The organism is Paenibacillus sp. GQ49 (genome assembly GCF_059759055.1).
Genome location: NZ_JCAXEL010000016.1, coordinates 68,989 through 87,291, shown reverse-complemented (window position 1 = coordinate 87,291; position 18,303 = coordinate 68,989). Strand labels below are relative to the sequence as shown.

Annotated in this window: 23 protein-coding genes; 22 read left to right on the top strand and 1 reads right to left on the bottom strand. The window is 46.8% G+C overall.

Annotated elements, in window-relative coordinates:
* Positions 1-12: 12 nt before the first annotated feature.
* From AC6CIF_RS23315 to AC6CIF_RS23270, 10 genes are all read left to right on the top strand, one after another.
* Positions 13-612, top strand: coding sequence for a histidine phosphatase family protein (locus AC6CIF_RS23315; protein ID WP_076209925.1), 600 nt, complete (start codon positions 13-15; stop codon positions 610-612).
* A gap of 233 nt (positions 613-845) precedes the next feature.
* On the top strand, positions 846-1,964 hold the full coding sequence (locus AC6CIF_RS23310; protein WP_498201716.1) for a hypothetical protein: 1,119 nt from the start codon (positions 846-848) through the stop codon (positions 1,962-1,964).
* A gap of 44 nt (positions 1,965-2,008) precedes the next feature.
* Entirely contained in the window at positions 2,009-2,515 is a 507-nt protein-coding gene (locus tag AC6CIF_RS23305) for a gamma carbonic anhydrase family protein (RefSeq protein ID WP_498201715.1), read from the top strand.
* Between the two features lie 23 nt (positions 2,516-2,538).
* Positions 2,539-2,718 (top strand): IDEAL domain-containing protein, encoded by a 180-nt coding sequence (locus AC6CIF_RS23300; RefSeq protein WP_017687723.1) that lies wholly within the window; start codon positions 2,539-2,541, stop codon positions 2,716-2,718.
* A 152-nt stretch (positions 2,719-2,870) separates the two neighbouring features.
* Positions 2,871-3,293 carry a DUF2487 family protein gene (locus tag AC6CIF_RS23295; RefSeq protein WP_237174713.1) on the top strand — a complete coding sequence of 141 codons (423 nt, stop codon included), beginning with the start codon at positions 2,871-2,873 and terminating at the stop codon, positions 3,291-3,293.
* 192 nt (positions 3,294-3,485) lie between these two features.
* A complete protein-coding gene (locus AC6CIF_RS23290; protein ID WP_237174714.1) occupies positions 3,486-4,028 on the top strand; it encodes a QcrA and Rieske domain-containing protein in 543 nt (180 codons plus the stop codon).
* A 15-nt stretch (positions 4,029-4,043) separates the two neighbouring features.
* The gene (qcrB, locus tag AC6CIF_RS23285; protein ID WP_017687726.1) at positions 4,044-4,715 is read left to right on the top strand and encodes a menaquinol-cytochrome c reductase cytochrome b subunit; all 672 of its coding nucleotides are present in this window, start codon (positions 4,044-4,046) and stop codon (positions 4,713-4,715) included.
* A gap of 21 nt (positions 4,716-4,736) precedes the next feature.
* Positions 4,737-5,621: a menaquinol-cytochrome c reductase cytochrome b/c subunit gene (locus AC6CIF_RS23280; protein WP_237174715.1), complete on the top strand. Its 885-nt coding sequence runs from the start codon at positions 4,737-4,739 to the stop codon at positions 5,619-5,621.
* A 111-nt stretch (positions 5,622-5,732) separates the two neighbouring features.
* Positions 5,733-6,359, top strand: coding sequence for a DUF1405 domain-containing protein (locus tag AC6CIF_RS23275; protein WP_237174716.1), 627 nt, complete (start codon positions 5,733-5,735; stop codon positions 6,357-6,359).
* A gap of 66 nt (positions 6,360-6,425) precedes the next feature.
* Complete coding sequence (locus AC6CIF_RS23270; protein ID WP_076209930.1) at positions 6,426-7,295, top strand: sporulation protein YpjB; 870 nt, start codon at positions 6,426-6,428, stop codon at positions 7,293-7,295.
* Between the two features lie 121 nt (positions 7,296-7,416).
* Here the strand turns inward: AC6CIF_RS23270 and AC6CIF_RS23265 are convergent, their stop codons facing one another.
* Complete coding sequence (locus AC6CIF_RS23265) at positions 7,417-8,286, bottom strand: YitT family protein (RefSeq protein ID WP_221820340.1); 870 nt, start codon at positions 8,284-8,286, stop codon at positions 7,417-7,419.
* A gap of 171 nt (positions 8,287-8,457) precedes the next feature.
* Between AC6CIF_RS23265 and AC6CIF_RS23260 the strand changes: the two genes are divergently transcribed.
* The 12 genes from AC6CIF_RS23260 to AC6CIF_RS23205 all read left to right on the top strand — a co-directional run bounded on the left by AC6CIF_RS23260 (position 8,458) and on the right by AC6CIF_RS23205 (position 18,210).
* Positions 8,458-8,787: a nucleotide pyrophosphohydrolase gene (locus AC6CIF_RS23260; RefSeq protein ID WP_237174717.1), complete on the top strand. Its 330-nt coding sequence runs from the start codon at positions 8,458-8,460 to the stop codon at positions 8,785-8,787.
* A gap of 50 nt (positions 8,788-8,837) precedes the next feature.
* On the top strand, positions 8,838-9,362 hold the full coding sequence (locus tag AC6CIF_RS23255; protein ID WP_083656981.1) for a tetratricopeptide repeat protein: 525 nt from the start codon (positions 8,838-8,840) through the stop codon (positions 9,360-9,362).
* Between the two features lie 80 nt (positions 9,363-9,442).
* A complete protein-coding gene (gene dapB / locus AC6CIF_RS23250) occupies positions 9,443-10,246 on the top strand; it encodes a 4-hydroxy-tetrahydrodipicolinate reductase (protein WP_036607633.1) in 804 nt (267 codons plus the stop codon).
* A gap of 11 nt (positions 10,247-10,257) precedes the next feature.
* Positions 10,258-10,698, top strand: a complete 441-nt coding sequence (gene mgsA / locus AC6CIF_RS23245) for a methylglyoxal synthase (RefSeq protein ID WP_017687735.1) — start codon at positions 10,258-10,260, stop codon at positions 10,696-10,698.
* The gene (gene bshB1, locus AC6CIF_RS23240) at positions 10,695-11,393 is read left to right on the top strand and encodes a bacillithiol biosynthesis deacetylase BshB1 (RefSeq protein WP_498201713.1); all 699 of its coding nucleotides are present in this window, start codon (positions 10,695-10,697) and stop codon (positions 11,391-11,393) included. The genes mgsA and bshB1 overlap by 4 nt, the downstream gene beginning before the upstream one ends.
* 99 nt (positions 11,394-11,492) lie before the next feature.
* On the top strand, positions 11,493-12,653 hold the full coding sequence (gene bshA, locus AC6CIF_RS23235; RefSeq protein WP_036672009.1) for an N-acetyl-alpha-D-glucosaminyl L-malate synthase BshA: 1,161 nt from the start codon (positions 11,493-11,495) through the stop codon (positions 12,651-12,653).
* 62 nt (positions 12,654-12,715) lie between these two features.
* Positions 12,716-14,014, top strand: coding sequence for a CCA tRNA nucleotidyltransferase (locus AC6CIF_RS23230; protein WP_498201712.1), 1,299 nt, complete (start codon positions 12,716-12,718; stop codon positions 14,012-14,014).
* Complete coding sequence (locus tag AC6CIF_RS23225; protein WP_498201711.1) at positions 14,001-14,978, top strand: biotin--[acetyl-CoA-carboxylase] ligase; 978 nt, start codon at positions 14,001-14,003, stop codon at positions 14,976-14,978. Before AC6CIF_RS23230 ends, AC6CIF_RS23225 begins: the two co-directional genes overlap by 14 nt.
* A gap of 343 nt (positions 14,979-15,321) precedes the next feature.
* On the top strand, positions 15,322-16,200 hold the full coding sequence (gene panB, locus AC6CIF_RS23220; RefSeq protein WP_036672039.1) for a 3-methyl-2-oxobutanoate hydroxymethyltransferase: 879 nt from the start codon (positions 15,322-15,324) through the stop codon (positions 16,198-16,200).
* Positions 16,197-17,093, top strand: a complete 897-nt coding sequence (gene panC / locus AC6CIF_RS23215; RefSeq protein ID WP_498201710.1) for a pantoate--beta-alanine ligase — start codon at positions 16,197-16,199, stop codon at positions 17,091-17,093. Before panB ends, panC begins: the two co-directional genes overlap by 4 nt.
* Positions 17,086-17,469 carry an aspartate 1-decarboxylase gene (panD, locus tag AC6CIF_RS23210; RefSeq protein WP_017687742.1) on the top strand — a complete coding sequence of 128 codons (384 nt, stop codon included), beginning with the start codon at positions 17,086-17,088 and terminating at the stop codon, positions 17,467-17,469. The genes panC and panD overlap by 8 nt, the downstream gene beginning before the upstream one ends.
* 93 nt (positions 17,470-17,562) lie before the next feature.
* Positions 17,563-18,210 carry a tetratricopeptide repeat protein gene (locus AC6CIF_RS23205; RefSeq protein ID WP_498201709.1) on the top strand — a complete coding sequence of 216 codons (648 nt, stop codon included), beginning with the start codon at positions 17,563-17,565 and terminating at the stop codon, positions 18,208-18,210.
* Positions 18,211-18,303 lie beyond the last annotated feature (93 nt).

Below are 18,303 nucleotides of genomic sequence, written 5' to 3'. Positions count from 1 at the left end.
TGAGGGATGTAAGTGCGAATCGGGCTTATTCGTCACGGTCTTACAGACTGGAATGCGGCGGGCCGTATACAGGGTCAGACGGATATTCCTCTGAATGGAGAAGGTCGTGAACAGGCAGAGCGCCTGGGAAGACGTCTGCTGACGGAAGAATACCAATGGGACTATATCATCACAAGTGGATTATCGCGGGCACAGGAAACAGGGGAGATTATCTCAAAGCTGTTGAATGTACCTTTGCTTGAGCCGGACGCACGGTTGAAAGAAAGGGCTTTTGGTCAGATTGAAGGTCTGACTTCAGAAGAACGGGTTGCCCGTTGGGGCCAAGCCTGGGAGACATTGGACTTGGGACAGGAGCAGGTAGCGGATATCCAGATTCGTGCACTGGCGTTTCTGGAAGATCTATGGTCTGCCTATCCGGACCAAAACGTGCTCATTGTCACTCACGGAGCTTTCTTGGCCAACCTGTTAACAGCTTTGTTTAAAGATCGGTATACAGAACGGATTGGAAACCTGTCACTGACGATCCTGGAAAAGGAACGTGATGACTGGAGTCCGCTGTTATATAATTGCACACGACATCTGTCTTTGGACACAGCGAAACAACCTGAGTAAGCTAACTTGGGTTGTTTTTTTGCGTTTTATGGGGAAATAAAGACTTTATATGATTTCAAACCTCTCATTTTTCTTCTGATTGACCAACTTGAGGCATAGTATGTTTTAAAACATAAAAGATTTCCAAAAAGAGGTTTAGATTATGGGAATTCCGTCAACGATGTTTACAAAACCAAACTATTTCAGGCTCCGAATCAGCAGTCGAAGTAGTTAACGGGCGAGGCGATGGACCCATGAATCTAGCGGATATGCTTACTTTTGCCGATATTGGCCAGCTTAATCGAATAGCAGACTATTACCAATGTGAATGCAAGCCCAATTCCAAACATGAACTCATCCAGAGTATTCTCACTACATTGGGCAGCAGACCCTTTTTTGAGCAGCAGGTACGTCAACTGAATCAAGCAGATCAGCGTTTTTTGAACAACTTGTTGTTTGACCCTCGCCAGTATTATGGTATGGAAGAACTCATTGCCATAGCCCGTCAATCGATGGACAAAAAGGAGAGTGAGGCTGGCGCGAGTCCACGTGATCTCATCGTTCGCTTCAATAAGAGTGGATGGTTGTTCAATGGGACAACGCAGCAGACCAGGTATTTGTATCAGGTACCTCAGGATCTGAAATTAAGATTCAGGGATGTGTTATCCACACATCTGCGAGCAGGGATTACCAAAACAACAGAACCGCCCATGTATCGGGATGAGTATCATCTCTTAGCGGATGATCTCAAGTTGTTCCTGCAGTTTGTTCAGCAGCATGAGATTGCCCTTAACGCTGAAGGCATGATGTACCGTCGCTCTCAACAGCAGATTATGGAGCATTTGCACATTAGTGAGGAATTGGTGGGCAAAGGTGGATGGCGATTCGGATATGGTCGTTCCTTCAAGGATTACCCGGATCGTTTCGCACTTCTCTACGACTATGCATTTCACCATCGGCTGGTTCATGAGGAGCAAGGCACGCTGAAGCTATCAGCAGCTGGAGAAGACAAGCTGGGGGCTGAGAAAACCGCTGAAATGATACAGCTATTTAGGTTTTGGTTAAGATTGTATAAAGGTGCTATTCCCAATCTGTCCTCTATTGTGTATTGGACAGGCGAATGTGCCCAAGAATGGTCAACCGCCGAGTCGCTGTTTCGTCAGATCGGTCCGTTCATTCAGCCGTTTTACTATGATACGGCCGAGGCCATTTATGATAACAGAATTGTTAAAATGATGTTGCATCTTGGCATGGTCCGTATTGGGGAACATGAGGAAGGCCGGACTATACAAATGACAGCCTGGGGCACACGTCTTGCTGCATCCTGTCGCTCCATCTCAGGAGACATTACACCCATTATGTTTGACAAGTGAAGGACAAGTTGCTAAAATCACTCCCAAATTAAGGAGTGATAATAATGATAATTCCATACAAAGGTCTAAAACCTCAGTTACACCCTTCCGTATATATGGCTGAAGGTGCAAAACTGATCGGTGATTTGAGAATGGGAGAAGAGTCTTCCGTCTGGTTCAATGCAGTCCTGCGGGCTGATTTGGCTCCTATTATCATTGGAAAGCGCTGTAATATTCAAGATAACGTTGTCGGACATGTCAATACTGATCAACCTTTGATTGTGGGAGATGATGTTTCAGTAGGGCATACAGCGATCATTCATGGTTGTTGTATTGGAACAGGATCTTTAATCGGCATGGGAGCCATTCTGCTGAATGGAGCCGACATTGGCGAATATGCGCTGATTGGAGCCGGTTCTGTTGTTACTGAGAATAGTAAAATTCCGCCCTATACTCTTGCTTTGGGGACACCTGCCAAAGTGATACGTGAGCTGACTGATGCCGATCTGGAGCGGATGTCCAGAACTTCACTGGGTTATGTTACCAAAGGAAAAGAATATAGGAGCTCTTAAATCCGTTTTGGAGGTGCATCCTATTGGATAAAATGAAAGTTACGTATGAAGTCATGTTGGGGCTGGCAGCTGAGATGGTGTGGGACGAAGCGCTTCGCAAACAGCGCAGCGAGAAGCTCTATTTGGAAATCGATAAAGCGTTAGCTACCGGAGACGAAGTAGCTTTCCGGAGTCTGACGGATGAACTGAGGACCATAAACTGATAGGCAAAATAGTTCCTTTCTGATATAAAAGGGAATGCGCAAAGGCGTATTTCCTTTTTTGATATGTGTAATTCCAAAATGAATGTCTGGATTTATAAGATATGGTCATATATAATATGGGAATAAAATGGATAGAGAGGGGATATAGGGAATTGAAATTCAGTGAGATGACTCAAGACAGCTGGGCTGAACTGCAACTCTATCTGGATACATGCCTTATTCCATACACAGCTCTTAGCGGTGAGCAGTCGCCAGTTGAAGCTACCGAGGCATTGGAGCGGCTGAGAGATTTTCTGGATCTGGTCGAAATTCCTTTCAAAGGGAGAATCATGACTTATCCTGCCTTTCATTATGCTAATTCGGAATTGTCAATGACATTAAATTCCTTGTCCGCACAGCTTAAATCCTCAGGATTCAAATATGTGGTTATTATGTCATCAGATGGTCATTTAGATGGCGTGGAAATTCCTGCTGCTGATCTGGTTTTGAGTCGGTCCGTGTTAACTCGTGAGGTCGGAGAAGAGGGGATTGCGAGATTTATAGGGGAGAAAATACGAGAGTTGTGGAAAAAATAGTTTTTGGCGACAAATGTGACAATTTTACAACAATTTTTTAATAACGCTTACAATTGAACCTTAAAAATGTGTGACAAATTCTTGACGGTGTTCTAGGGCTACTATATGATTATGTATGTTCTAGTAAGTCGTGGAATTTATGAAAATGAAAACGTTTGAGAGAGTTGGCTGAAAAAGGGGGTTGGAGACAGTATGAGCAGTGAGCATGACCACCACGAAGCTTCATTGAAATTGCCAAGCCGCATGGAGATGTCACGCAGGCAGTTTTTGACGTACACGCTTGGTGGAGCTACAGCCTACATGGCCGCCGGTGCAATCCTTCCTATGGTCCGTTTTGCGGTGGACCCGATTTTGCAACATAAGGGAGAAGGCACCTCTGTCAAAGTAGCTGAAATCAGCAAAATTACGAATGAGCCTCAAGAATTCACCTTTGAACTTAAACAACAAGATGGTTGGTATCTGAGTAATGCATCGTTAGTGGCGTGGATTCGCAAAGATGAGCAGGGTAAAATTTATGCACTCTCACCTATCTGTAAACATCTGGGATGTACAGTGGGCTGGAATAGTGACAAAAGTTATCCTGACGAGTATCATTGCCCCTGCCATGGCGCGCACTATGACAAGGAAGGGAAGAATCTTGCCGTAGCCCCCAAACCGCTGGATGAGTACGTAGTCAAGGAAGAGCAGGGTTGGGTATATCTGGGCGACATTGTTCCGAACACCCGAGTGAATTAGGAGGCGTGAACGCAGATGTTTAAAAATGTCTATGACTGGATTGACGAGCGTCTTGACATCACGCCAATCTGGCGGGACGTTGCGGATCATGAAGTTCCAGAGCATGTAAATCCGGCTCATCACTTTTCCGCATTCGTGTACTGCTTTGGTGGATTGACGTTCTTTATTACTGTTATTCAGATTCTGTCAGGCATGTTCCTGACCATGTATTATGTACCTGATATTATCAATGCCTACGCAAGTGTGGAGTATCTGCAGACCAAAGTAGCCTTCGGCCAAATTGTTCGCGGCATGCACCACTGGGGAGCCAGTCTGGTTATCGTAATGATGTTCTTACATACGATGCGTGTGTTCTTTACAGGCTCTTACAAGGCACCGCGAGAAATGAACTGGGTTGTTGGCATGCTGATCTTTTTCGTCATGTTGGGCCTGGGGCTCACAGGGTACTTGCTACCATGGGATAACAAAGCCTATTTTGCAACAAAAGTAACACTGGAGATTGCCAACACGGTTCCTTGGCTGGGACCAATTATCAAAGAATTCCTGCAAGGCGGTACGATTGTTGGTGCACAGACACTAACCCGATTCTTTGCCCTGCACGTATTCTTCCTCCCCGCTGTGCTTCTGGTGCTTCTGGTCGGACACTTTATCATGATCCGCAGACAGGGCATTTCGGGACCACTATAAACTGAGAAGGGAGGAATCGCAATGGCTCACGGACATAAGAAGGATGATGAGGAAAAGGTTATCTTTGTCGGTGATTCACGGGTCCGTAAAGGGGCGGGATTCATTACCCCGCCTGATTACACGGCGTATCCCGGCAAATCAGAAGCCTTTATTCCCAACTTCCTGCTGAAAGAATGGATGGTTGGTGTCGTTGTATTGGTGGGGATTCTGGTTCTTACGATCTCAGAACCTGCACCTTTAGGCTATCCGGCCAATCCGAGCGCATCCGTAATTCCTATGCCGGACTGGTACTTCCTTTTTCTGTATCAGTACTTGAAGTATCCATATGCATCGGGCGATTACGTTCTGCTCGGGGTACTGGGGGTCAGTGGAGTTGCTTTCGGAGCTTTACTGCTGGCACCATTCTTGGATACAGGCAAGGAGCGGCGTTTCTATAAACGCCCAATTGCTTCATCACTGATGATTTTGTCGGTCATTTCTGTATTTTACCTGACAAATGTAGCGTGGACGCACTACGAGCATGAGTTGGAAGCAAGTGGGCAGAAGCCTGAACATATTCAACGTGAAGAAGAAGCGCTGGAGAGGCGTGAACAGGGGCTCCCACCCGTTTCCAATGCACCTGGACAGCAAGAAGAAGTTGCGATCGTGGAACAGGATGATCCTGCAATGGAAACGTACAAAAAGGCTGGATGTATTGGCTGCCATGCGGCTGATATGAAGGGCGCAAGTGGACCTTCACTTCGGGGTGTGGGTGACAAGCACAGCCAGGAAGAGATTCTGACCATCATTAAAGATGGTTATAACGAGATGCCTCCTCAGTACAATAACGCCATCGCTCAAGGTGTCACGGATGAAGAGATCACTCATCTGACCGAATGGCTTGCGAAACAGAAAGCAGAACAGTAAAATCGAAATAACCAATGAAACCTGATCGTTTATGCGGTCAGGTTTTTTTGAAGTGTTTTTTTGGACAGCACTGTATCGTGCACAATATTGATGAAGGAAGGGGCAGGGAATGTGGCTTTATCGTATTTCTGGAGTAGGGAATTTCTAACCAATCGTTATTTCCTGTGGCTATTATTTTGGTGTAATGCGGTAGGAACGGTATACGGATACATCTGGTACGGAGAGCAAATGAAATTGACGCTGGCTGAGCAGCCGATGTGGCAGATCGTATTTGTGCCAGATAGTCCAACAGCGAGTTTGTTTTTTACTTTAGCGTTGTTATGGATCTTGTATCCGCCACGGTCCATCATTATCAAACGGATCGGACATGTGATTCAGGCGCTTGCCGTGGTCACATCTGTGAAATATGGCGTGTGGGCCGTATCCATTATTTTCGCTGGCTGGATGCAAGGTGGTACACAGCACTGGCAAGACTGGATGTTGATTGCTTCGCATAGTGCGATGGCCATTGAAGCTCTTATTTATGTACGGTTTTTCGGCTTCCGCTGGGCTGCCCTTGTCGTTGCAGGTCTCTGGACGCTGTTGAACGATACGATGGATTATACATATGATATTTACCCTTGGTTACCCGCTTCCCTCTATGATCATGTAGATGGTGTGCGTAATTTCACATTCGGACTGACACTGGTGAGCATTCTGTGCGCGTGGCTGGCCTTAAGACAAGCGAAACGAACCTGATATCCGATCTTGAGCTTGTTCTAACGAACTGTTTCCCGCCATACATTGGTGGTGGGAGGGATGTCCATGAAGAGAACGTTTGGGGTCAAAACTGGCTTATTGGTGGTATCGTTCATGGCTCTGCTGCTTTGGACGAACTTAGCATATCGTGTATCCGCGCAAAGTGAAGCATTAAATTCGAATTCAGATCAGCAAGTGTCCACAAGCAATTCAATTGCACAACTGAATGAGGAAGCAGCCATATTGTATCGTCAGGCGCTCGAGAATAATATTGAAGAAGTGCGAGGAAGCATTCTGCGTATCAGTAAAAGTTTGGAGCATATCTCCTTTGAGGGACAAACAACAGTCGAGGGCATTCACGCCTTGTCCGAAACCATAGTTGAAGTGAAACAAGCCGTTGTGAAGGTGAAAAATGACGACGCTTCTCTTCAACAGTCCTCTGCCAAGCTCAGACTTGCAGCAGATAGTCTCGCGAATCCAACCAAGCCTTTATGGCTTCAGTATTATAAAATCGTGAAAAACGATCTGGACGCTTTATCCGCTGCTACAAATCAAGGGCAAACTGCCGCCGTACTGGCAAACCGCTACACCGTTCTGGAGGAGCATTATGAGACGATTCGTCCTGCCGCACTGATTCGCCGTGAACCGTATGAAATTGCTCAGATGGACGCTTGGTTATCTCATACCAAAGGGCTTACCAATGCAAAGCAGCCAGATCTGGCTCAGTTAAAGAGCATGGTGGGCCATGGGGAGGAACTGGTGAACCAGTTGTTTGGTCGCGAGAAGGACGAGAGTGCCTTTGTACCGTTTGTACAGGGTCCTGATCGCAGGGCAGCCGGGCTGCTCATTAGTTCGGTCATTGTGGCGACGTTAAGTTACGCCGGATATCGTAAATATCGTGCGCAGCAGCAGGGGATTTTTCCTTTTCGGCGCTAATCGGATATGAACTTGATCCTAGTCTATAAATGGTATATAAAAAAAGACCTCTTTCCGCATGAATAGCCACGCTAACGGCTCTTCATGTAAAAAGAGGTTTTCTTGTAGTTTCTGTGTTATATCAGCTTTCTTTGAAACCTTCGCCATGTACATCGTGAACATCGCTGATGATGACAAATGCTCTGGGGTCAATGGAACGTACAATGGTCTGCAGACGCCTGAACTCTTGCCTGGAGATCACGCAGTAGGCCATGTGTTTGGCCTGTTTAGAGTACGCGCCAATGGCTGGAATGAGGGTGACGCCACGATCCATATCCCGTGTGATCTGGTCCGCAATCTCGGGTGCATGGTCACTAATGATCATAAATGCCCGGGCAGAATATGCACCTTCCTGAATAAAATCAATGACTTTGGAGGCGATGAATACAGCTACAAGCGTATACAGAATTTTTTCTTTGGGGATGTAGATGAGAGAGAGCCCGATAATCACAAAATCGATGCCCAGTAATACTCGTCCCATACTCCACCCGTACTTCCGATTGAGAATACGAGCAATGATGTCTGAACCGCCCGTCGTTCCACCCCAACGAAATACGATGCCAAGACCGGCTCCAAGGGTAACACCTGCATATAGTGCTGCTAACAGGAGGTCATTCTCGGTATGTAATGGTTCAATCCAGCCCAAGTGAATCAACTTCTCAAACAACCATAGAAAAACGGTCAGTGCCCCAATTCCGATACCCGTATAGATCATCTGTCTGCCGCCCAAAATTTTGAGCCCAATCAGAAAGAGGGGAACATTCAGAATCAAGGTTGTAAGTGAAGGTGAGATGCCAAAAGCGTAATTGATCAGCACCGTAACCCCGGTGAGGCCACCTTCCATAAGCTGGTTGGGGATAATGAAATAGAGGAGCCCAAAGGCATATAAGGCTGTCCCCAGTACGATGGGAAGAACCAGTTTAACTTGAACCCAGGTTTTGGCAGTGCTCATAAGATCCCTCGCTGTAGATAAATTAGAATGAAGAACTAATCATTCCCATCTAGTATACCTGTTTATTGATTCTTTAAAAATGATTTGTCGCTGATGATGGTGGAAGTGAATCTAAATAACTGATATTATTAGGAACAAATACGACATCATTTCAAAGGAGAATCCGTTCTCATGGAGAAAAGCATCACAGAAATGCAGCGTGAGGTTGATCAGTATATCTCCCAGTTCAAGGAGGGGTATTTCAGTCCTCTGGCCATGTTGGCCCGGATGTCTGAAGAGGTTGGGGAGCTCGCCAGGGAAGTGAATCATGAATTCGGCGAGAAGCCGAAGAAATCTTCCGAAGCAGCCAATTCCATTGAACTTGAGCTTGGAGATATTTTATTTATCACGATTTGTTTTGCGAACTCACTGGGAATTGATCTGGCTGAGGCGCACGATAAAGTCATGCATAAATTTAACACCCGCGATGCCAATCGGTGGACTCCCAAAAACACCGATTAGGCGTAGATTACATATGCTGTACCATCACCCGATCGGGGAGGGTCAGCTTAATGATGAAACCGGAAGAATATATGCAGCAGGCTTACCGCTGTATATTGCAAAATGATTTTGAACAGGCGATTCGTTGGTTCGAGTCAGCCATTCACGCTCATCCAAAACATGCGGAGTTATATTACCGCTGTTCCATTACACACGCCCGCAGCAAGCATTTGGTTCCAGCGCTTGAATTCGCGCGCAAAGCAGTCGAATTGTCGCCAGGAACAGAAGAATATATTTTGCATCTGCAGACGTTAGAAGCGAAACAATTGACCTCCAGAGCGAAGTTGCTGTTGGAGCAGGCGGGTATTGCAACACAGGAGCGCTATGTGGAAGCGTCTACGCTTCTGCAAGAAGCGGTCAAACTTGATCCGCTCTCAGTGGAGGCTCATGTTATGCTTGCGCTGGCTTACAGTGATTTGAATGAATTTGACTATGCAATTCAGGCGCTGCGTGAGGCAATTTTGCTGGACCCGCAGAATGGGCAACTGCATCAGATGTTACAGGAAATCAAGCAACGTATGAAATCCATTCAATAAGAATTCATTCTGCAAAGATTTCTTTCGAGTTGAAATGGATTCTACGATATGATCCAACATAGTGAGGAGATGCAGTCAATATGAGTGAAGTAATCAGAGTTGCCGTGATCGGAGCGGCTGGCCGTATGGGCCGTGAAGTTGTGAAATTGGTACTTCAGGACCCGGAATTGGAGCTTGCAGCGGCTGTCAACCGCTCCGGAGCAGGCACGGATGCAGGAACCCTTGTTGGTTTGCCAGAGTGTGGGGTGCTGGTGACTGATGATATCGAAATGGCTTTTGCCGAAACAAAACCTCAGGTTATGGTTGATTTTACAGTACCACAATTTGCGTTTGCACATACTGAGATCGCGATCCGTCATGGAGTCAGACCTGTCATGGGTGTTACCGGCTTCACGCCGGAGCAGATCGAACAGTTGGACAAGCAATGCCAGGACAAAGGAATTGGAGGGCTTATTGCCCCTAACTTCTCGATTGGTGCCATTCTGATGATGCGATTCGCAGCACAGGCTGCCAAACATATGCCAAATGTGGAGATTATCGAATATCACGGGGATCAGAAGCTGGATGCTCCTTCCGGAACTGCGATCAAAACTGCCGAACTGATTGCTGCCAATCGGGAAGAACTTCGTCAGGGTAATCCGAATGAGGAAGAAACGATTGAAGGATCACGCGGCGGTTATTACAACGGCTTCCGAATTCACAGTGTACGATTGCCTGGCGTATTCGCGCAGCAGGAAGTTGTTTTCGGAGATTATGGACAGTCACTCAAAATTCGCCATGACTCCTACGAGCGCGCAGGTTATATGCCTGGTGTTAAGATTGGTGTGCAAAAGGTTATGGAGTATACAGGAATGATCTACGGATTTGACCACTTTATCGACTAAAGGAGATTGTCATGTTGAAAATAGCATTTATCGCCCATGATCGTAAAAAAGAAGAGATGGTTAACTTCGTGACGGCATATGAGCCTGTTTTTACGGACCATCAATTATATTCTACAGGAACAACAGGCCTTCGTATTATGGAAGGAACGTCGCTGAAGATTCATCGATTCGAATCAGGCCCATTGGGCGGAGATCAGCAGATTGGAGCTTTGGTTGCGCAAAATGAGATGGATCTGATTATTTTCTTGCGCGATCCATTGATGGCACAACCTCACGAGCCGGATATTAATGCGTTGCTGCGTCTTTGTGATGTGCAGGGAATTCCACTTGCCACCAATATCGCGACCGCTGAGATTCTGGTTAAGGCTCTGGATCGTGGCGATTTTGCCTGGAGAGAGCTGGTACATAAGTACAAGCCGGAGGCTGGATTGAATTCAGGTGATTCCGAATGAGTCTGGATATTCTCATCTTTGGAGCACATGCAGACGATGCGGAGATTGGTATGGGTGGAACGATTGCCACACATACCGCTGCCGGCTTGAAAGTAGGCGTGTGTGATCTGACTCGTGCTGAGATGTCTTCCAACGGAACAGTAGAGCGCAGAACCGAGGAAGCGGAGCAAGCCTCCCGCGTCCTCGGTCTTTCGTGTCGAACGAATCTGGGGCTTCCTGATCGTGGCTTATATCTTACGCCTGAACATGTACAGGCGGTGACGGCTGAGATACGGCGTCATGCCCCTCGGATGGTGTTTGCTCCGTATTGGGAAGATCGTCATCCGGATCATGTCAATTGCAGTAAGCTTGTGCAGGAGGCTGTATTTAACGCCAAGCTTCGCAACTACATGCCGGATATGCCTGCCGTGCAGGTGAAGGAACTTTATTTTTACTTTATTAATGACATCGGGCCTACGGATTTGATTGTTGATATTACGGAACACTATGAGCAAAAAGAAGCTTCATTGCTCTCTTATCGTTCCCAATTCGAACTGGGAGACGGAGCGGTCTCGACGCCATTGAATCAAGGGTATATTGAACGTGTAAGAGCCCGTGATTCCTTGCTCGGACAGCGCAGTCTCATCCCGTTTGCAGAAGGTTTTGCTACAATTACACCTTACGTGGTTCATCAATTTGGCTCGGGTGCCCAATAAACGATTTCACATTTTACGTTTAATGAAACGAAGGGTTTCATTATTCCATTGCATTATATCAACCTGCATTAAGCGGGAGATCAAAGGAGCGTCCACAGGATGGATAAAAAGCTAAAAATCGGCATCACCTGTTATCCGTCCCTCGGCGGGTCTGGCGTTGTCGCAACGGAACTGGGCAAATTACTTGCCGAACAGGGGCATCAGGTTCATTTTATTGCCAACAGTATCCCGTTCAGACTGGGTACGTTCCAGAAGAATATTTTTTATCACGAAGTTGAAGTAAATGATTATTATGTTTTCCGTTACCCTCCTTATGACCTGTCACTGGCAACAAAGATGGCTCAGGTGGCTAAGTCACAGCAGCTGGATCTGCTGCATGTTCATTATGCCGTGCCACACGCAGTATGTGCCTTTCTGGCGAAACAAATGGTAGGGGACGGCCTTAAAGTGGTTACCACGTTACATGGAACGGATATTACGGTTCTGGCTCAGGATGAATCTCTGAAGGATCTGATCCGTCTAGCCATTAATGAAAGTGACGCGGTTACTGCCGTATCACAAGATTTGATTCGAGAAACGGTCGAATTGCTGGATATTCAGCGTCCAATCGATCTAACCTATAATTTTATTGACAAACGAATATATTATCCGCGGGATGCTGCCAGTCTGCGAAGAGACTTTGCTACGCCTGACGAAAAAATATTAATGCACATCTCCAATTTCCGACCGGTGAAAAGAACTCAGGATGTGGTAGAGGTCTTCCGTCAGGTACAGGAGCAGGTTCCTGCCAAACTGTTATTTGTTGGTGAAGGACCTGATTTGCCGAAGATGCAATGGAAGATTAATGATCTCGGCTTGAATGATAAAGTTCATTTCCTTGGTAAACAGGATGACATTGCTCAGGTCATTTCCATGGCGGACGTGTTGATGCTTCCATCGGAGAAGGAAAGTTTCGGACTTGTGGCGCTCGAAGCAATGGCTTGTGGCGTACCCACGATCGGTTCACAGGCCGGAGGAATTCCGGAACTGGTCTTACATGGTAAGACGGGTTATTTATCCGCGATCGGGGATACACAATCCATGGCCGAGAACACCATCCGTTTATTGACGGACGATCGTTTGGCTGCTGAGTTCAGGGAAGCATGTCTTCAGCGCGCGCATCACGACTTTTGCAATGATGCTATTCGGCATGAATATGAACAGATATATTACCGGGTGTTGGGAAGGGAAGTTCCGAATCTGAAGCCGGTTTGCGGTTAATCATTTCTTTGATTAAATCATACTGTGCATACCACAACAGGCAAGAGAAGAGGTGATATGTGGTGGTTCAATGGACACAGGTAGATCGTGAAATGGCAATGCAAAGTGAGAATGTACTCACAACATTAAACAAACATGGCCACAAGGCATATTGGGTAGGTGGTTGCGTTCGTGACGAATTGCTGGGACGAGTTGTAGACGATATGGATATCACGACATCTGCTTCTCCTGAGCAAGTCATGGAACTGTTTGACGATTGTATTCCTACAGGTTTGCAACACGGTACGGTTACCGTTCGTTCAGGCGGTTATTACTTTGAAGTGACCACATTTCGAACAGAATCCGAATATCAGGATAATCGCAGACCTGCTGCGGTTCAATTTGTTCAAGATATCAAGGAAGACTTACAGCGGCGTGATTTCACGATGAACGCTCTTGCCATGGACGTCACTGGGACAATCGTTGACCCTTTCGGTGGACAGGCAGATATCAAGGAAGAGCGAGTCAGATGTGTGGGTTCTGCGATGGAACGATTTGGTGAAGATGCACTGCGGATGCTCCGCTGTGTCCGGTTTGCTTCCGTATTTGATTTCAAAATTGCCCATAACACGTGGAAAGGTCTTGTAAGGCAGAAAGACCTGCTTCAACATATAGCGATGGAACGGGTACGCACCGAGATGGTAAAAATGATGTCGGGACCGCATCCTTTAAGAGGGTTGGAGCTGTTATACAGAAGTGATTCCCTTGCGCATATCAAAGCGCCCGTTAGCTCGGCGCGTTTTAACAAGACGTTGTTATCCAATCTGGAACAATTGTCAGGTCAGCATGTGTTGCTTCGTTGGTCACTCATCCTGATTGCTGGCGGTTATAGCAAGGATGAAGCAGATGTATTATTACGTCAGTGGACATTCTCCAATGAACATCGTTCTCGTATAACAGGGGTCCTTCAGGTGGAACAGTTGATTCATACTTCCGTTCAGGAGCCGAAGGATACGGTCAGTCTCCGTTCCGATTGGATCGTTACTGTTCTGGCTTGTGGCGTTCAGGCGGCGGATGATTGGCTTCGAATACAGTCTGCACTGCCAGCAGGATGGCGGAATCAGTCCGAACAGGCAGAAATGCAGGTTGTTTTGGTTCAAGAGCTTGCAGCCGAATGGAGTCAATCGATCCCTGTGCATGACTTGAAAGAGCTGGATATCACAGGGGAACAAGTGTTACAAATGGTGCAGCGCAAAGGTGGGCCTTGGCTGGGTCAACTGATGAAACATTTGTTACGAGAAACAGCGATTGGAACGATAGCGAATCAGCATGAAGCACTAAGTGCCGAAGTGAAGCGGGTGGTTCAAGATGACCAAACATGAAGATCTGTTACATATGTTATTAAATGCAGAAGGACGATTCGTATCGGGTGAAGAGATCAGCCGTAATCTGTCCATCAGTCGGACCGCTGTGTGGAAACATGTGAACAAGTTGCGAGACATGGGTTATGAGTTTGAAGCGGTATCCCGCAAAGGATACCGTCTGGTAACGAAGCCGGATAGCATTGACGCTACTGGCCTCCAATTGGCTCTGGATACAACCGTTTTTGGCCGTAAGGCTGTTCTGTTGACCTCGACCCTGTCTACGCAGGGGGATGTTCTGAAGCTAGCTGAGCAAGGGCAGACAGAAGGTGCTGTGGTCATTGCGGAAGAACAAACAGGAGGAAGAGGACGTTTCGGTCGACAGTGGTTCTCTCCTCCAGGTAAAGGAATCTGGATGAGTGTCCTGTTGCGCCCTGATCTACCACTTCAACACACGCCGCAGCTAACTTTATTAACAGGAGTGGCTGTATGTCGTGCCGTTCGAGCTTGTTCAGGAGCTGATGCAGGCATCAAATGGCCAAATGATGTGTTGATTGACGGACGCAAGGTATGTGGCATATTACTTGAATCCACGGTGGAAGATCATGAAGTCAGATACTGTATTGCAGGTATAGGTGTTGACGTGAACTTTGATCCAGAGGATTATCCGGAAGATCTGACCACAATCGCTACTTCGCTCAAAATGGAGACGGGTCAATCCGTTGATCGTACCAAACTAACGGCTGCCATTTTGACGGAGCTTGAACAATTGTATTTTTTGTATCAAAAAGAAGGATTCGGCGTGATCTCAGCTTTATGGGAGGCCCTGTCCGTATCGATGAATCGAGAGATTACAGTGACGAATCCTCATGGTGTCATTGAAGGGAAGGCAATCGGTCTTGACCCTTCTGGAGCACTTATCGTGGAGAAGCACGATGGAGAACATACACTAATCATCTCTGGTGAGATTTCCTGGAAATCGTAAACAATTTGTCGAATTTTCACTGGTAAAATGAACATAAGACGTGAAGTTTGAGCAGAACTTTGGTATACTGTGTTCGTGAGGCGATATCGGCTAATGCAGACCGAATTGCACTCCCGTAACAGTAACCTTTGTTCTGCTTTGATGTGTTTTATACAAGGGAACGCAGTGCAAGAATGAAATACGTTTAAGTGAGTTGTTGGATTCTGCTCTGAGCCGAAGAGGACCGAGACAGAAGGGACGATCGCAAGTGACTCTTTTTTGACTTTTCGGGACTTTTTAGTGGAAAACTAAAAGGTTTTTTTGTTGCGTTTATTTGAAAAGAAGAAAGGAGCCATGAGAGAAAATGGCGAACAAACAAGCGTTGAATATTGTGAAAATGAAAAAATATAAGCAGGATGGCGTGCCACTTACCATGATCACGGCTTACGATTATCCAACAGCGCTCCTCGCAGAGGAAGCAGGTATCGATCTGATCCTGGTTGGCGATTCACTTGGCAATGTTGTACTGGGTTATAATTCGACGCTTCCGGTGACCATCGACGACATGGTGTACCACACACGTTCCGTAGTGCGCGGTGCTGAGAAGACATTTATTGTGGCTGATATGCCTTTTATGACTTATCATGGCAGCGTGGATGAGACGCTTAAAGGTGTACGTCGACTGATGCAAGAGGGGCATGCCCATGCGGTTAAAATGGAAGGCGGAGTTGAGATAGCGGACACCGTCAGAGCAGTCGTGCAAGCAGGCGTGCCTGTTCTTGGACATATCGGACTGACACCTCAATCGGTTAATCAGATTGGTGGTTACCGCATTCAGGGCAAGGATGCAGCGGATGCGAAACGTCTGATGGACGAAGCCAAAGCCTTGGAAGCTGCAGGCGCGTTTGGCATTGTGCTTGAACTGGTTACGGAAGAAGTTGCACGGGCGATCTCGGAGGAACTGTCCATCCCTACCATCGGAATTGGAGCAGGACGAGGCTGTGATGGTCAGGTACTGGTATTCCATGATGTGGTTCAATACGCCTCTCCGTATACGCCCAAACGTTTTGTCAAAACCTATGGAGATGTGGGTACACTAATCAGAACCAGCATCGAAGCTTACGTGAAAGAAGTGAAAGATCGTTCGTTCCCGGCCGAAGAGCATGTATTCAATGCTGCGGATGGTGTTCTGGATCAACTGTACGGCGGACAACGCAAGGAAAAGGTGGGGAGTAACTCATGAAAGTATTACGGACAATCGCAGAGTTAAGACAGGAGCTAAACTTGAAGCGTCAAGCGATTAGGTCCAGTGCATCCGTTGTAGGTCTGGTACCAACAATGGGGTATCTTCATCAAGGTCACGCAAGCTTGATGCAGGCAGCCAGACAACAGAGCGATATTGTGGTATTAAGCATATTTGTTAATCCAATTCAATTTGGACCTAATGAAGATTTTGACAGCTATCCGCGGGATGAAGCCAGAGATGTGGAAACAGCACGTTCACAAGGAGTGGATATCGTATTTATTCCCTCTGTTGAAGAGATGTATCCACAGGCAACGCAAACGACGGTATCTGTCTCCAAACTGACGGAGCGCCTATGTGGCGCTTCCCGTCCGGGGCATTTTGACGGGGTAACGACCGTAGTCTCCAAACTGTTTAACATTGTACAGCCACAGCGTGCATTTTTTGGAATGAAAGATGCTCAGCAGGTTGCGGTCATTCAACAGATGGTGAATGATTTGAATATGCCTGTAGAAATTGTACCTTGTCCGATTGTTCGCGAAGAGGATGGTCTTGCCCTCAGTTCACGTAATGTCTATCTTAGCGCTGAACAGCGTAATCAGGCTTTAGTTCTGTCGAAGGCACTGCGTGCAGCTCAAGAAGCGGCAGATACAGGTGTAGCTATAAATGCCGCAGATATCCGTCGTATTCTGCGCGAGCAGATCGCAAGCTCACCGCTTGCCGTTATCGACTACGCCGAGATTCAGGCTTTTCCAAGTCTGGAGCCGCTCGCAGATCAGGAAGAAGTTCAAGGACGTGACGATCTGCTCATCGCACTTGCGGTGAAATTCGGAAAAACAAGATTGATTGACAATATAAGGTTGCAAAAATCGGAGGTACTGTCCCATGTTTAGAACACTGATGAAATCCAAAATTCACCGGGCTACGGTAACGGAAGCCAACTTGAACTATGTGGGTAGCATTACCATAGATGAAGACTTGATGGAAACATCCGACTTGATGGAAAACGAGAAAGTGCAAATTGTGAACAACAACAATGGTGCACGTCTGGAAACTTATGTGATTCCAGGACCACGCGGAAGCGGGGTCATATGTCTTAACGGCGCAGCTGCACGTCTGGTGCAGCCTGGAGATAACGTCATTATCATTTCTTACGCCATGATGTCGCAGGAAGAGGCAAATACTCACAAACCAACCGTTGTGTTTGTAGATGGACAGAATAAACCTGTACAAACGATGAAACAGGAAGTCCACGCAACAATTATGTAATCGACTGGTAAGGAGAATGAAATCGGCCCTTGAAGCAAAAAATGAGTACAGGTCACTGCACTAATCCATTTTTTCAAGGGTGGGGATGCATCGATGTTCCAGCATGTTTTCGCAGAAATGAACGACATGTTAGATGAAATTATCAAGAGCTATCCTTCCGCTGAAGGCCTGAACAAACAAGAATTGCTGCAAAAGTGGAATTTGCTTAAGCGGATGAGTGACGGAATGCTTGATGAATGGCTGATGTTTGAAGAAAAGATGAGCCAGGTGAGGGAGCGGGAGATAGATAAGCCTGCTTCCCTTGAACCGGAACAGGAAGCTGTTACCGCTCTGCCTGAACTCCATCTGGAATGTTTCAGTCGAGGTCAGGGTTATTTCAAATTACAGATGTATCCGCAGGCGATCATGCAGTTCTCCCGGGTTGTGACCGACCATCCGGAGAGTGCATTGACTCGTTTTTACCTGGCGCTCGCCTATCTGAATCTGGAACAAATGGCGGAAGCCGGGACACATTTGCAGCAGATCATGTACCTTAAGGGTTCACCTCGCTTGAAAGGGCTTGTATGTAACGCCCTGGGCTGTATTCAAGCCAAGCTTGCGAATCCCGAAGCTGCATGTTCACTCTTTGCACAGGCCCTTCAGTATGACCCGACATTGACCGAACCACTGTACAACATGGAAGCTTGCAGGTTGAACAGGGGAAAATTGCAATATGCTAATCAGCTGACGACCCTTCATTAAGCGGGAATTCGGCGACAAAAAACGGTGTTCCCTCCTTTGGCATAGCGGCGGGGACACCGCTTTTTTGTCAGTTAATTTTCAAATCCCCTTTTT